Source organism: Novosphingobium sp. (assembly GCF_024642085.1).
Taxonomy (GTDB): Bacteria; Pseudomonadota; Alphaproteobacteria; order Sphingomonadales; family Sphingomonadaceae; genus Novosphingobium.
Genome location: NZ_JAHEBV010000005.1, coordinates 100,184 through 112,430, shown reverse-complemented (window position 1 = coordinate 112,430; position 12,247 = coordinate 100,184). Strand labels below are relative to the sequence as shown.

The 12,247-nt window shown below is 62.8% G+C and carries 14 protein-coding genes; 11 read left to right on the top strand and 3 right to left on the bottom strand.

All coding sequences use genetic code 11. The annotated features are described in order from the left end of the window. Positions 1-100: 100 nt before the first annotated feature. Complete coding sequence (locus Q0L62_RS03760) at positions 101-535, top strand: hypothetical protein (protein ID WP_296676614.1); 435 nt, start codon at positions 101-103, stop codon at positions 533-535. A gap of 7 nt (positions 536-542) precedes the next feature. On the opposite strand, the gene dapA is transcribed toward Q0L62_RS03760, so the two are convergent. Then, positions 543-1,424 carry a 4-hydroxy-tetrahydrodipicolinate synthase gene (dapA, locus tag Q0L62_RS03755; RefSeq protein ID WP_296676611.1) on the bottom strand — a complete coding sequence of 294 codons (882 nt, stop codon included), beginning with the start codon at positions 1,422-1,424 and terminating at the stop codon, positions 543-545. A gap of 98 nt (positions 1,425-1,522) precedes the next feature. Between dapA and Q0L62_RS03750 the strand changes: the two genes are divergently transcribed. Genes Q0L62_RS03750 through Q0L62_RS03730 form a run of 5 tightly spaced genes read left to right on the top strand, consistent with a single transcriptional unit; the run spans position 1,523 to position 4,853 of the window. After that, complete coding sequence (locus tag Q0L62_RS03750; RefSeq protein WP_296676609.1) at positions 1,523-3,487, top strand: lytic transglycosylase domain-containing protein; 1,965 nt, start codon at positions 1,523-1,525, stop codon at positions 3,485-3,487. Then, complete coding sequence (locus Q0L62_RS03745) at positions 3,484-3,972, top strand: GreA/GreB family elongation factor (protein ID WP_296676606.1); 489 nt, start codon at positions 3,484-3,486, stop codon at positions 3,970-3,972. Before Q0L62_RS03750 ends, Q0L62_RS03745 begins: the two co-directional genes overlap by 4 nt. Positions 3,973-3,974: 2 nt before the next feature. Continuing rightward, positions 3,975-4,154, top strand: a complete 180-nt coding sequence (locus Q0L62_RS03740; RefSeq protein ID WP_296676693.1) for a DUF4169 family protein — start codon at positions 3,975-3,977, stop codon at positions 4,152-4,154. Continuing rightward, positions 4,154-4,357 carry a hypothetical protein gene (locus tag Q0L62_RS03735; protein WP_296676599.1) on the top strand — a complete coding sequence of 68 codons (204 nt, stop codon included), beginning with the start codon at positions 4,154-4,156 and terminating at the stop codon, positions 4,355-4,357. Before Q0L62_RS03740 ends, Q0L62_RS03735 begins: the two co-directional genes overlap by 1 nt. Positions 4,358-4,364: 7 nt before the next feature. Next, on the top strand, positions 4,365-4,853 hold the full coding sequence (locus Q0L62_RS03730; protein WP_296676597.1) for a hypothetical protein: 489 nt from the start codon (positions 4,365-4,367) through the stop codon (positions 4,851-4,853). 7 nt (positions 4,854-4,860) lie between these two features. Here Q0L62_RS03730 and Q0L62_RS03725 read toward each other — a convergent pair whose 3' ends face one another. Next, positions 4,861-5,400, bottom strand: coding sequence for a porin family protein (locus Q0L62_RS03725; RefSeq protein ID WP_296676594.1), 540 nt, complete (start codon positions 5,398-5,400; stop codon positions 4,861-4,863). A gap of 125 nt (positions 5,401-5,525) precedes the next feature. On the opposite strand from Q0L62_RS03725, the gene rlmN reads away from it, so the two are divergent. From rlmN to Q0L62_RS03705, 4 genes are all read left to right on the top strand, one after another. Beyond that, a complete protein-coding gene (rlmN, locus tag Q0L62_RS03720) occupies positions 5,526-6,782 on the top strand; it encodes a 23S rRNA (adenine(2503)-C(2))-methyltransferase RlmN (protein ID WP_296676592.1) in 1,257 nt (418 codons plus the stop codon). Between the two features lie 87 nt (positions 6,783-6,869). After that, positions 6,870-7,301, top strand: a complete 432-nt coding sequence (locus Q0L62_RS03715; RefSeq protein ID WP_296676588.1) for a glycine zipper 2TM domain-containing protein — start codon at positions 6,870-6,872, stop codon at positions 7,299-7,301. 190 nt (positions 7,302-7,491) lie between these two features. Next, entirely contained in the window at positions 7,492-7,842 is a 351-nt protein-coding gene (locus tag Q0L62_RS03710; protein WP_296676586.1) for a glycine zipper 2TM domain-containing protein, read from the top strand. A 53-nt stretch (positions 7,843-7,895) separates the two neighbouring features. After that, entirely contained in the window at positions 7,896-8,645 is a 750-nt protein-coding gene (locus Q0L62_RS03705; RefSeq protein ID WP_296676584.1) for an SDR family oxidoreductase, read from the top strand. Positions 8,646-8,701: 56 nt separating this feature from the next. Here Q0L62_RS03705 and Q0L62_RS03700 read toward each other — a convergent pair whose 3' ends face one another. Next, complete coding sequence (locus Q0L62_RS03700; RefSeq protein ID WP_296676581.1) at positions 8,702-10,768, bottom strand: S46 family peptidase; 2,067 nt, start codon at positions 10,766-10,768, stop codon at positions 8,702-8,704. 83 nt (positions 10,769-10,851) lie between these two features. Here Q0L62_RS03700 and Q0L62_RS03695 point away from each other — a divergent pair, with 83 nt between their 5' ends. Next, positions 10,852-12,117: a cyclopropane-fatty-acyl-phospholipid synthase family protein gene (locus tag Q0L62_RS03695; protein ID WP_296676579.1), complete on the top strand. Its 1,266-nt coding sequence runs from the start codon at positions 10,852-10,854 to the stop codon at positions 12,115-12,117. Positions 12,118-12,247 lie beyond the last annotated feature (130 nt).

Here is a 12,247-nt window from a genome sequence, read left to right as displayed (position 1 = left end):
TAGGCGGATTGGTGCAAAATTCAAACCAATCCAGCTTGTATTTCGGTGCATTAGTGTATTATACCAATCATACGGATGAAATGCCGAGGGGTTGATTTCGATGAGCACTACCCGATCAGTCGATCTACCAACCGTCGCCATGTGGCGGATCAACGCCATGCGGCTGCTGTTTCTCTTGATGGCTACCTTCATGGGCGGCTTTGTCTGGTACCGGCTGATATTCGAATCGCTCGGACAGCCGCTGCAATGGGGATTGGCAAAATCAATGCTGGGCGGATTGGCCGTGATGAGCCTTCTGGGCATCCGCTATCCACTGCAAATGTTGCCGCTGATGCTTTATGAAACCGCGTGGAAAACCATCTGGCTTGTCGTGATCGCCTTGCGGGCGTGGCTTGCCGGCAACTGGAACATCGAGTTTCAAGGCCTGTTTCAGGATTGTGTCGGCATCGTGATCGCCTATTTCATCATTCCCTGGCCTTACGTGTGGGCCAAGTATTTCATCCATCCGATGGAACCGTTGACCCGCCAGGCTTGAACTGCAGTCAGATCAACCCGGCGTGCGCCAGTCCGGCATCAACCGCCTGGCGCGATGCGGCGCTGCAGGCGATTAACGGCAGGCGCACGTCTTCACTGATCCAGCCGAGCACGCGGGCCATGGCGTATTTGACCGGGCCAGGAGACGCGTCAGTGAACAGCGCCTGGTGCAGCGGGAACAGCCGCTGGTTGAGCGCATGGGCCGCGTCCCTATCGCCCATCAGGCTGGCCGCCTGAAAATCCGCGCACAGCCGCGGAGCAACATTGGCGGTAACCGATATGCAGCCGGCGCCTCCGCCCGCGTTGTAATGCAGCGCCATGTCATCGTTGCCGCAGATCTGCGCAAAACCATTGCCCAGCGCCATCCTGTGCGCGGTCAGACGGGTCATGTCACCGCTGGCATCTTTGATCCCGACGATCCGGTCCGGAAATCGGCGCGCCAGTTCGATTGTGGTTTCAGGCATGATGTCGGTCACCGTGCGGCCCGGCACATTGTAAAGTACGATCGGCAGGTCGACCTGTTCGGCCAAATAGCTGAAATGCGCCAGAAGGCCGGCCTGGCTGGGCCGGTTGTAATACGGGGCAACCATCAGGGCCGCATCTGCCCCGGCGGCCTTGGCCTCTTTCATGTGCCACAGGGCGGTCTGCGTATCGTTGCTGCCGCAGCCCGCAATAACCGGTACGCGGCCCGCTGCCTGTTCCACGCAGATGCCGAACAGGCGGTGCTGTTCATCGTTGCCCAGCGTCGGTGCCTCGCCGGTAGTGCCGCAGGGAACCAGCGCGCTCGACCCCTCTTCGATCTGCCAGTCGATCAGGCGGCGAAATGCCGCTTCATCAATTACACCACCGCGAAAAGGTGTGACGAGTGCTGGAATCGAGCCGGAAAACATGGACTTTACCCCTGAACTTGCGCCATAGGCCAATGAAACCAACACGCCGAAATCGGGGCCGCTTTCATTCAGCGCGTGATAAGGAGCAATTTTCCAGAATGTCCAGCATGACGCGCATGACTTTTCCGTTACTGGCCGCAATGGCCGCTTTTCTTCCCTCTTGTGCAAAGGCCCAGGACGGCACCGAATGGGATCAGGCGCGCATCGCCGTACAGTCCGGTTCGATCGGTGTAATGCGCCAGGCTGTCGATCGGTGGCAGCAGCTCAACGCCAGCGACCAGTTCGGTTTTGCAGACTATGCGGGCTTCTTGATGACCTATCCGGGTTTCCCGGAAGCGGCGAAGTTCCGGCTCAACGCTGAACGCGCGCTGGACCGTGAATATGCCGAACCGGGCCGCGTTGCCGCCTACTTCGATCGCTACCCGCCGGTAACCAACCAGGGCCGCGCTGCCTTTGCGCTGGCGGTGAACGCTTTGCGCCGCGCCGATGCTTTGACCGTTGCCCGCGATGCATGGCGGGGAGGCCCGATGAGCGATGCAGCGGAAGCCGCGCTGTTCCCGTTGCTGGCCTCAACGCTGACACCCGACGATCACGATACGCGGATGGACGCGCTGCTGTGGGTCAATGCAGCTTCGCAGGCGGAACGGCAGTTGGCCTATGTATCGCCGGCGGCACGCAGCCGCTTCATGGCGCGGCTCGCCTTGGTCAAGGGCATGGACGAAAGCACCGTGGGCATCGCTGCCGATCCGGCTTCGGCCAGGGATGCGGGTTATGTCTACAACCGCTCGCGCATGCTGCGCGGGTCCGGTCAGGGGTCCAGCGCTGCATGGTTTGTGGCAAACCGGCCGGCCTTGGCAGGCCTGCCGCGCGATCAGCGCAAATGGGTAGCCGAACTGCTGGCTGCCGCGCGCGCTGGTGATGCAAACAGCGCGGCGCGCATTGCCGCTGCGATTGACGACGGTTTTCCCAAGGGCGCCGATATTTCGCAGCTGTCCTACCAGATCCGCGATGATTACACCTCGCTGATGTGGCTTGGCGGAACCAAGGCGCTGAACAGCCTGGGCAACGGCGCGCAGGCAGCGCCGCTGTTCTGGCGTTATGGCGCGGCGGCCCGCACCCCGCAAACCCGGTCCAAGGGGTTTTACTGGGCCGGGCGCGCCATGGCCCAGGCCGGAAACAAATCCGAAGCCAGCCGCTATTTCGAACAGGCGGCTGCCTATGCCGACCAGTATTACGGCATGCTTGCGCTGGAACGGCTGGGGCGCGGCTTGCCTGCTTATGCCAACATGCCCAAGTCTGCTGCAACCACCCAACAGCGCAATGCCTTTAACGCAAGGCCGCTGACCATGGCCGTGCGCGAAGTTACCCGCAACACCGACTGGCCGACCGCAGTGCGCTTTTTCCGCGAGATCAGCGATCAGGCTGAAACCGAGGTCGATCACGTAATGGTCGCCGATCTTGCGCGCGAACTGGGGCGGCGTGACCTGGGGGTTATCCTTGGGCAATCCGCGCATGCCGATGGTTACGGCGATTTCCAGAAAATTGCGTTCCCGCTGATCCCGGTACCAGCCGGATCCAACTGGACGATGGTTCACGCGATCAGCCGCCAGGAAAGCCAGTTCGCCATGAACGCGATTAGCCATGCCGGGGCGCGCGGGTTGATGCAGCTGATGCCCGGTACCGCGCGCGAACAGGCGGGCAAGATGGGGCTGGAATACGATTCCGGCGCGCTGACCCAGGATGCCGGCTATAATCTGACGCTGGGCAACGGTTATTACGCGCGGATGATGGATTACTATGGCGGGTCCTATCCGCTGGCGGTCGCTGCCTACAATGCCGGGCCGGGCAATGTGAACAAGTGGCTGCGCGCCAATGGCGATCCCCGCAACGGATCGATTGACTGGATCGAATGGGTTGAGAAGATCCCGCTGTCGGAAACCCGCAACTACGTCCAGCGGGTGCTTGAAAATGCCGTGGTTTACGAAGCAATGAACCCGGGCCGGGCCAGCTTTCGCGGTGATAATCCGCTCAGCCATTTCCTGGGCAAACGGTACCCGGGATGAGCGCGGAAGGACCGCCGATCAGCCCGGCCGGCATGGCGGCGCTGCGGGCGCGCTATGATCACCTGCTGGGCACCGAACGCCCGGCCATCGTTGAAATCGTCAGCTGGGCGGCGGGCAACGGCGATCGCAGCGAAAACGGCGATTACATCTATGGCCGCAAGCGGATGCGCGAGATTGACCGTGAACTGTCCCATCTGGCCCGCCGGATGAAGGCGTGCCGCGTGATTGATCCGGCCCGCCAGGAAGACCGCGCCCGCGCCTGGTTCGGAGCCCTGGTCACCATCGCCGACGAAGATGATAATGAGCGCGTCGTCACGCTGGTCGGCGATGACGAACAGGATGCCGCCGCGGGCCTGATCGGGTGGAGCGCGCCGATGGCCCGTGCCTTACGCGGAGCAGCCGTTGGCGATACGCGCCGGGTCCGCTTGCCCGGCGGGGAAAAGGAATGGGAAGTGATCACGATCGCCTACCCGCCAAGTGCCTGACTGTGGCTGATGTGATCAACCTGCGCCAGGTCCGCAAGGCCAAGGCCCGGATGGCGGCGGCGGATACGGCCGCGCAGAACCGGGCCCGGCATGGCCGCTCAAAAGCCGAACGCGCCAGCCAGAATGCACAAGCCGATCGCGCCGCGCGTTTGCTTGATGGCGCAAAACGAGAGGACGATTGATGCGCACCACCCAGGACGGCGCGACAGTCCGGCTCTATCACCTTGTCAGCGGCGCCGATGGCGGCGCGGCACATACCCTGTTCTATGGCCCGCTTAGCGAAGCCGTGCCTATTGCCGAACAGCAAAGCGAAGACGTTCAGGATGCGCTGTTCATTGCCACCGACAACGATGTCGTGGCCTATTGCGATTTGATCGGGCTATAGCGCTGCAATGCGTGGCTTGATCGGCGTTCTGATTGTTTTTCTGGTTTCGGCGCCGGCGCTGGCGCGCGATGGCTTGGGCATGTTCGGCAACTGGGGCGCGTTCCGCGATCCGCAGGTGCCGCGATGCTATGCCATTGCCAAGGCCGCCCCATCAACGCTGAAGCGTGAATATCAGCCCTATGCCGATGTCGCTTTCTGGCCGCGCGCGCAGGTTCGCGGGCAAGTGCATTTCCGCCTGTCTCGCAAGCTGGCGGCGGATGCGCCGATCACCCTGTCGATCGGCGGTCAGCGACTGAAGCTGGCGGGCGGCGGAGGCGATGCCTGGGCACCGGACAAACGCGCGGATGCCGCAATCATCGCGGCCATGCGCTCAGCCGGCGAAATGACGGTCAGCGCACGCGGCGCCGACGGCAAGGGGTTCAGCAACACCTGGGCGCTGACCGGCGCGGCTACCGCGATGGATGCCGCACAGATCGGGTGTTCAGCACTGCGCTGACGCAGCCCTAAAAGCGCAGGCCCACGCCGCCAAGAAACTGCTGGCCGCGCACGGTCGATCCATAGTCCGAATATCGGTACTCCCCGCGCACAAACAGCGGCCCGCTCAGATCTGCTTCGGCGCCTGCGCCAAGGGTGTACCCGCTGCCGCTGAAATCCGGTCCGGTATCATAGCTGATCCGGTGATAGGCATAGCCGCCCCGCGCAAAGACGCGCAGCTGACCGGTCAAGGGCACGGCAAGGCGCAAGGCTGCGCTGGCGAACACACCCTGGCGGGCGCGGTTAGTCCCGACAAGCGCGCTTGCGGTCGATTCGCCCAGTTCGCCCTCGACGCCCAGTTGCACGCCGCCAAGATCCCAGTCGGCACCAAGCTGGCCGCCATAGTAAATCCCGTCCGCCGCCCCGGTACCCGGCGCGCTGTCAGTGCGTTCCAGACCGGCCAGCGCCGTGGCGCGGATGGTCGGACTTTCGGCCTGGGCAGCCCCAGCGGCAAGGCCGGAGAGCGCAAGGGCGGCGCAGGTAAGCAGTGGCAATCGTTTAGCAGGCATGAAACAGGCTCCCTGATGGGCTTTGGTCCTTCCCGGTTCGCCGTAGCGGGCGCGGGGGTTACAGCGGAGCCACGTTTATTCAAGCCACTGGCGTCTTGGGCACGAGGCACCTATATGCGCGCGCTATGGCCGACACCGCCCTTATGCCCATACCGGGCCAGATCGATCCCGTGCCCGTCGCGCGCGACATCACGCCGCGCGCCGATGGCCGCACCGATCTGCTGGGCCTGCCGCGCGGGCGGATCACCGAACTGTTCGCAGCCGCCGGGCTGGATGCAAAGGCGGCCAAGCTGCGCGGCAAGCAGGTCTTCCACTGGCTCTATCACCGCGGCGTCACCGATTTTGACGCGATGACCGATATTGCCAAGGCAATGCGCCCGTGGCTGGCAGAGCGCTTTGTGATCGGCCGGCCCGAAGTGGTGCTGGCCCAGCACAGCAGCGACGGCACCCGCAAGTGGCTGCTCAAGACCGCAGACGATCACGAATACGAAATGGTCTTTATCCCCGACGAAACGCGCGGCACGCTGTGCGTGTCGAGCCAGGTCGGCTGCACGCTCAACTGCCGGTTCTGCCACACCGGAACCATGCGGCTGGTACGCAACCTGACGCCAGGTGAAATCGTCGGCCAGGTCATGCTGGCGCGCGATGCACTGGGTGAATGGCCCAAGGGATCGATGGCCGGATTCGCGGACGACGAGGATGAAGAGGATGAAGGCGGCTATTCATCCGACGGTCGCCTGCTGACAAATATCGTGATGATGGGCATGGGCGAACCGCTCTATAATTTCGACAATGTCCGCGATGCGTTGAAAATCGTGATGGACGGCGATGGGCTGGCCCTGTCCAAGCGGCGGATCACGCTTTCAACCAGCGGTGTAGTTCCGATGATGGCCCGCGCTGGCGATGAAATCGGCGTCAACCTGGCCGTTTCGCTTCACGCGACCAACAAGGTAGTGCGTGACGAGATCGTACCGATCAACCGCAAATACGGGATCGAGGAACTGCTTCAGGCCTGCGCGGATTATCCTGGCGCTTCGAATGCGCGGCGCATCACGTTCGAATACGTAATGCTCAAGGACAAGAACGATTCGGACGAAGACGCGCGCGAACTTGTCCGCCTGATCAAACAGTACAAACTGCCCGCGAAGGTCAACCTGATCCCGTTCAACCCGTGGCCCGGCGCGATCTATGATTGTTCAACACCCGAGCGGATCCGCAGGTTTTCCGAAATCGTCTTCGAAGCAGGCATCAGCGCTCCGGTCCGAACGCCGCGCGGGCGCGACATCGACGCGGCCTGCGGCCAGCTAAAAACAGCAGCCCAGAAGATGAGCCGGGCAGAACTTGATCGCCTGGCCGACGAAAAGCAGGCCGCACTCGGTTGATCGCATTATAGGCTCGGGTCAGCAGCGCTAAATCGGGCGTTCAGTTTCATCCGCGCAAAGTCTCCTCAACAGATCAAGGAGATCACCATGCGCAAGACTGTAATAGCAGCCGTCCTGGCCGCCACCACCCTGACCGCCACCCCGGCCATGGCCGATCGCCCGTACTGGGCCGAGGGCCATCGTCATGGCCACTATGACCGTTATGACGATCGCGACCGCGACGGATACCGCGAATATCGGCGCGGTGATTATTATGAAGGCCGCGGGTATCGCGACAACTACCGCCCGCGTTATTACCAGACCAACAACGGCATCCAGTACTGGCAGGGAGACAATGGCCGTTACTATTGCCGCCGCAGCAATGGAACCACCGGCTTGCTGATTGGCGGTGTCGCTGGCGCGCTGCTGGGCCGCTCGATTGACCGCTATGGCGACCGCGCCACCGGGACCATCCTGGGTGCTGCTGCGGGCGCATTGCTTGGCCGCGAAGTCGATCGCGGCGGTGAGCGCTGCCGCTAACGGATTGCAGCCTAGGCTGCTGTTCCACGGGCCGGGTCATGGTATGCCATGGCCCGGCCTTTGTGCTTTGGTCCATCCTGGCGCCGGTCTTGGTCAGTTCGCCGTGAACCCGGCACGGTTCACCATTGGCGGCAATCCGCCGTTCACTTTGATGCGTTGAAATGGCTTCGCATTCACAAGGGAGCATTCGATGCGCAAGATTTTGATCGCGACTGTCATGGCCGCGACCGCACTACCCGCCACCATGGCCTATGCCGATCCGCCGCGCTGGGCGCCGGCCCATGGGTACCGTGCCCAGAACGGTGACATCAAGTACCGCCGTACTGACAACGGCATCCGCTACTGGGATGGCCAGGACGGCCGGCGTTATTGCCGCCGGCCTGATGGTACGGTCGGTCTGCTGATTGGTGCGGCGGCCGGCGCTCTGGTTGGCCGGGCCATCGATACCCGCGGGGATCGCGCCACAGGTACAATCGTGGGTGCCGCAGCCGGTGCGCTGCTCGGCAACGAAGTTGCCAAGTCGCGGGCGCGTTGCCGCTAAGCCCTTTTTAAAAAGGCTATCTTTGATGCGGCCGGGTGTGCATGGATCGATCCATGCTCCCGGCCGTTCTCATTACCGGCGCCGGACGCCGGATCGGGGCCAGACTGGCCCGTCACTTTGCCGCCGCAGGCTGGCACGTGGTAATTCACGTTGGTCATAATCCCGACGCTGCGCGCGTCATGGCGGCCGGTTTCCCCTCTGGCGAAGTGGTCCAGTGCGATCTGGGTGACGGCGATGCCGCGCTTGCCATGATCGCGGATCTTGCTGCCCGGCTGGTCGATTGGCGCATGCTGATCAACTGCGCTGCGGTTTTTCAGCTCGACACAGCCGCGGCAATCGATCCCGCGATTTTTGCCGAAGCGATGACCGTCAACGCCATGACACCCACACGGATGAGCCAAGCCTTCCTGGCCCAGGCCCGCGCCAAGGGTGGGCGCCGGGTGGTCCAGTTCCTCGATCAGAAACTGCTCAACCCCAATCCCGATTTCTTCAGCTACACAATGGCCAAGCACGCTTTTGCTGCCGCGGTGCGGATGCTGGCGATGGCGCAAGGCAATCCGAGCGACCGGGTTTACGGCCTGGCCCCCGGCGCAATGCTGCCGAGCTTTGACCAGCAAGACGATGAACATGAATTAAGCGGCCGGATGAACCTGTTGCAGCGCCTGACCGATCCGGATGAGCTGGCACAGGCCGCATTGTTCCTGTCCGGGGGATGGCTTGCCACCGGAGAGACGCTGTTCATCGATTCGGGACAGCACCTGTTGGCGCAATCGCGCGACGTGCTGTTCCTGGCCCGCGCGTAGGTTTGCCTTTTCGGACAGCGGCGCGGCCGTCTGCCGCGCCGCCGTTCCCGGGTTTGTTACCGTTTCTTGCTGCTTTTCACGCCCAGTTCGGCAAGCAGGGCAGGCGATGGATAGATTGAGCGCATGGCTTCGGTCAGCGCTGCTGCGCTAACCACGACAGTGCGGTTCAATGTGCCGTCATAGCCATAGTTGCCGCCCAGCGAATGGATGTTGCCATCAAACGCCGCGCCGATGACCGTGCCTGCCTTATCCAGCACCGGCGATCCAGAATTTCCGCCGATGATGTCGTTGGTGGTCACGAAGTTGTAGACCACGCTCTTGTCGATCTTGGCCTCGTTGGCGGCAAAGGCTGCCGGCAGATCAAACGGCGCTGCCCCGGTGGCCCGGTCAAAGGTTCCGCCGATGGTAGTCACCGGGTTGAGATCGACCCCGCGCTCGGTCCACCCGGCCACCTTGCCGTAGGAAATCCGCAGCGAAAACGTTGCGTCGGGATAAGTCCCGGCACCGAAAGTGGCAAAGCGCGCGTCCGCCAGCTTGGCTCCGGCCGAAACCAGCGGGCCATTGACTTCCGCATTGGCGAGCCGGGTCAATTCACGGTCGCGCGCATCCAGCTTGCGGGCAAAGAGAATCATCGGATCGCTCGACGCTTCGACCGCGGCCTGGCCGCCGTCCCACAGCGCCTTGCGCACTGCCGGGTCGCCCAGACTGGTACCCGTCACCAGCCGCCCCGCCAGCCCTTCCGGCGATTCGCGCCCCAGCAGCAGGCGCGTGTCCGCATCGTCGGCGCCCAGCCATTCGCGCGCCTTTGACAGGCTCCATTCCAGATAGATCTGTTCAACCCAGCCGTGGACCGGGGTCGGATCAAGGATCGTCTTTTCGGTCAAGGGCAGGGCCGAGCTGGTATAGCCCGGCAGACGCTCGCCGTCAGGCTTGGTCCGCTCCGCCGCGGCACGCACCAGTGCGCGGGCCCAGCCATAGAGCCCGCCCGTCGGCCGGACAAAGCGGCTGGCCAGGTACAGCTTGCGGTTGGCGGCCATGGCGCTGTCAACGCTGGCCCACGGATCGCCGATCGCCGGGTTGGTGGCAGCGCCCGCCTTGAGCTGCGCTTCGGTTGCTGCCAGGCGTGCGACAAAGTCGGGATCGTTGAGCGCCTTCTGCCGGCCGAGATAGACCTTGAGGCTGTTTTCCAGACCGTCGAGTTCTTCCTGCCCTTCGCTGCGCTTCAGTGCGCTTTCGCTCATCGCGCGGATGAAGCGCCCGCGCAGTTCGGACAGCGTGGCTATGGTCATCGGCAAGCGCGCTTCGCGCTCGAACGCCAGCTGCGAGGATGTCCACAACCGCGATGTTGATCCCGGGTTGCCGATAACGAACGTCGTCTCACCCGCTACTGGCGCGCGTGGGTTCCACTTCAGGAACGCGGCGGGCTTGACCGGCTTGCCGTTTTCATAGGCGCGCAGGAACGAGCCATCGAGCGCATACCGCGGAAAATTGAAATTGTCCGGATCGCCGCCAAAACCTTGTGCGCGGCCTTCCGGCGCCCAGGCAATGCGGACATCGCTGTACTTGCGGTAAGTATAAAGGCTGTATTTGCCGCCGCCGTAAAGCGTCACCACCTGGCAGCGGGTCTTGTCCTTGTCAGGGCAGCCGCTTGCCTCAAGCTCGGCGATCCGGGCATCGCGCGCCTTGATCAGCGCACCGCCGCTTAGCGAACCGAGGGCATTCTTGATATCGCCGGTCACATCGCTGATCATCGTGACGACTTCGGCTTGCTGGCCGGGACATGGGCGTTCTTCGCTGCGGGTCGCGGGGCGAAAGCCTTGGGCCAGATAATCTTTTCCTTCGCTCGACAGGTTGGCAAGGCAGGTAGCGACGCAGTGCTGGTTGGTCAGGATCAGGCCTTCGCCCGATACGAAACTGGCCGAGCAGCCACCGGTCAGCCGCACGGCGGCAGCGCGGCTGCGGTCTAGCCATTTCTGGTCAGGCACCCAGCCATGGTCGCGCTTCATCCGGTCAGCCGGAAAATTGTCGAACGTCCACATGCCTTCATCGGCGAAAGCGGGAGCGGAGAGGGCGGAGAGCGAGGCGCCAAGCGCCGCGGCGATCAGGATTGTGCGGTGTGTCATGAACTTAGCTTGCCAGAGCAAAGCGATCCAGGAAACCGCAAAATGGTCTTGCAACACGGTGCGCACAACTTAGTCTCAAGGCCATGTGGATGCTCGACAAGATGCTGAGCGCGCTGGTCCGCGAAGGGTGCCTGGTCATTACTGACCACGACGGCACGGTATACACTTATGGTGAGGCGCAGAACCCCGATCCGGTACGCATTCGCTTCACAGACAAGGGCGCCGCGCTGCATGTTGCCCGCGATCCGCGGGTCGGCGCGGGCGAAGCCTATATGGACGGGCGTCTGGTGGTTGAAGCCCCGCACGACATCCGCGACATGGTGCTGCTGGTCATGCGCAATGCCAACCGCGGCGGCGGCATGGGCGCGCCCAACCCGCTGCGCCGCGCGGCCGATTGGCTGGCATTCAAGGCCGATCAGGTTAACCTGCGGGCCAAGGCCAGCAAGAACGTGGTCCATCACTATGATCTGACGCGCCAGTTCTATGAGCTGTTCCTGGATGAGGACCGGCAGTACACGATGGCCTATTTCACCGATCCGGCCAATTCGCTGGAACGCGCACAGATTGACAAGAAAGCGCTTATTGCCGCCAAACTGCGACTGCAACCGGGCATGCGGCTGCTGGATATCGGCTGCGGCTGGGGCGGTCTGGCGCTTAGCCTCAACAAATGGTTCGGAGTGGAAGTGCTGGGTGTCAGCCTTGCGCCGGATCAGATCAGGTTCGCCCAGGAACGCGCAGACGCAGCCGGCGTCGGCGACAAGGTCCGGTTTCAGTTGACCGATTACCGCGATGTGACCGGAACCTTCGATCGCATTACCAGCGTCGGCATGATCGAGCACGTGGGCGCCCTCCACTTTCGCGAATACTTTGCCAAGACAAACAGCCTGCTGGCCGATGATGGCATCATGCTGACCCATACGATCGGGCGGACCCGCGGCGCAGGCACCACCGACAAATGGACCCGCAAGTATATTTTCCCCGGCGGCTACATCCCGGCGATGAGCGAGCTGGTCACCGCGCTTGAGGGGACTGGCTGGGAAGTCGCGGATGTGGAGGTGCTGCGTTATCACTATGCCCACACTCTGGCCGAATGGTACCGCCGCACCACGCTGCACGAAGCGGAAATGACTGCGCTTTATGACGCCCGGCTGTTTCGCATGTGGCAGTTCTATCTGGCCGGGGCCGAGCAGAGCTTTCGTTCCGGCGGCATGGTCAACTTCCACATCCAGAGCGTGAAAAACCGCACTGCGGCACCAATGACCCGCGATTACATCAGCGCCGAAGCGGCGCGCCTGTCAGCCTTGGAAGCGGCCCCGCACTGGCATCTGGAGCGCGACGCGGCAGAATAAATCACCAACGCCAGGATTTGTGCGGGCCAAGGCATGCGGCTGATTGACTGGCACACACTGACTGCATTACCGTTATAATTCACTATAGCGGAGCGTGGTGTGCGAAAATCGGTGTTCAAATCAATTCTTT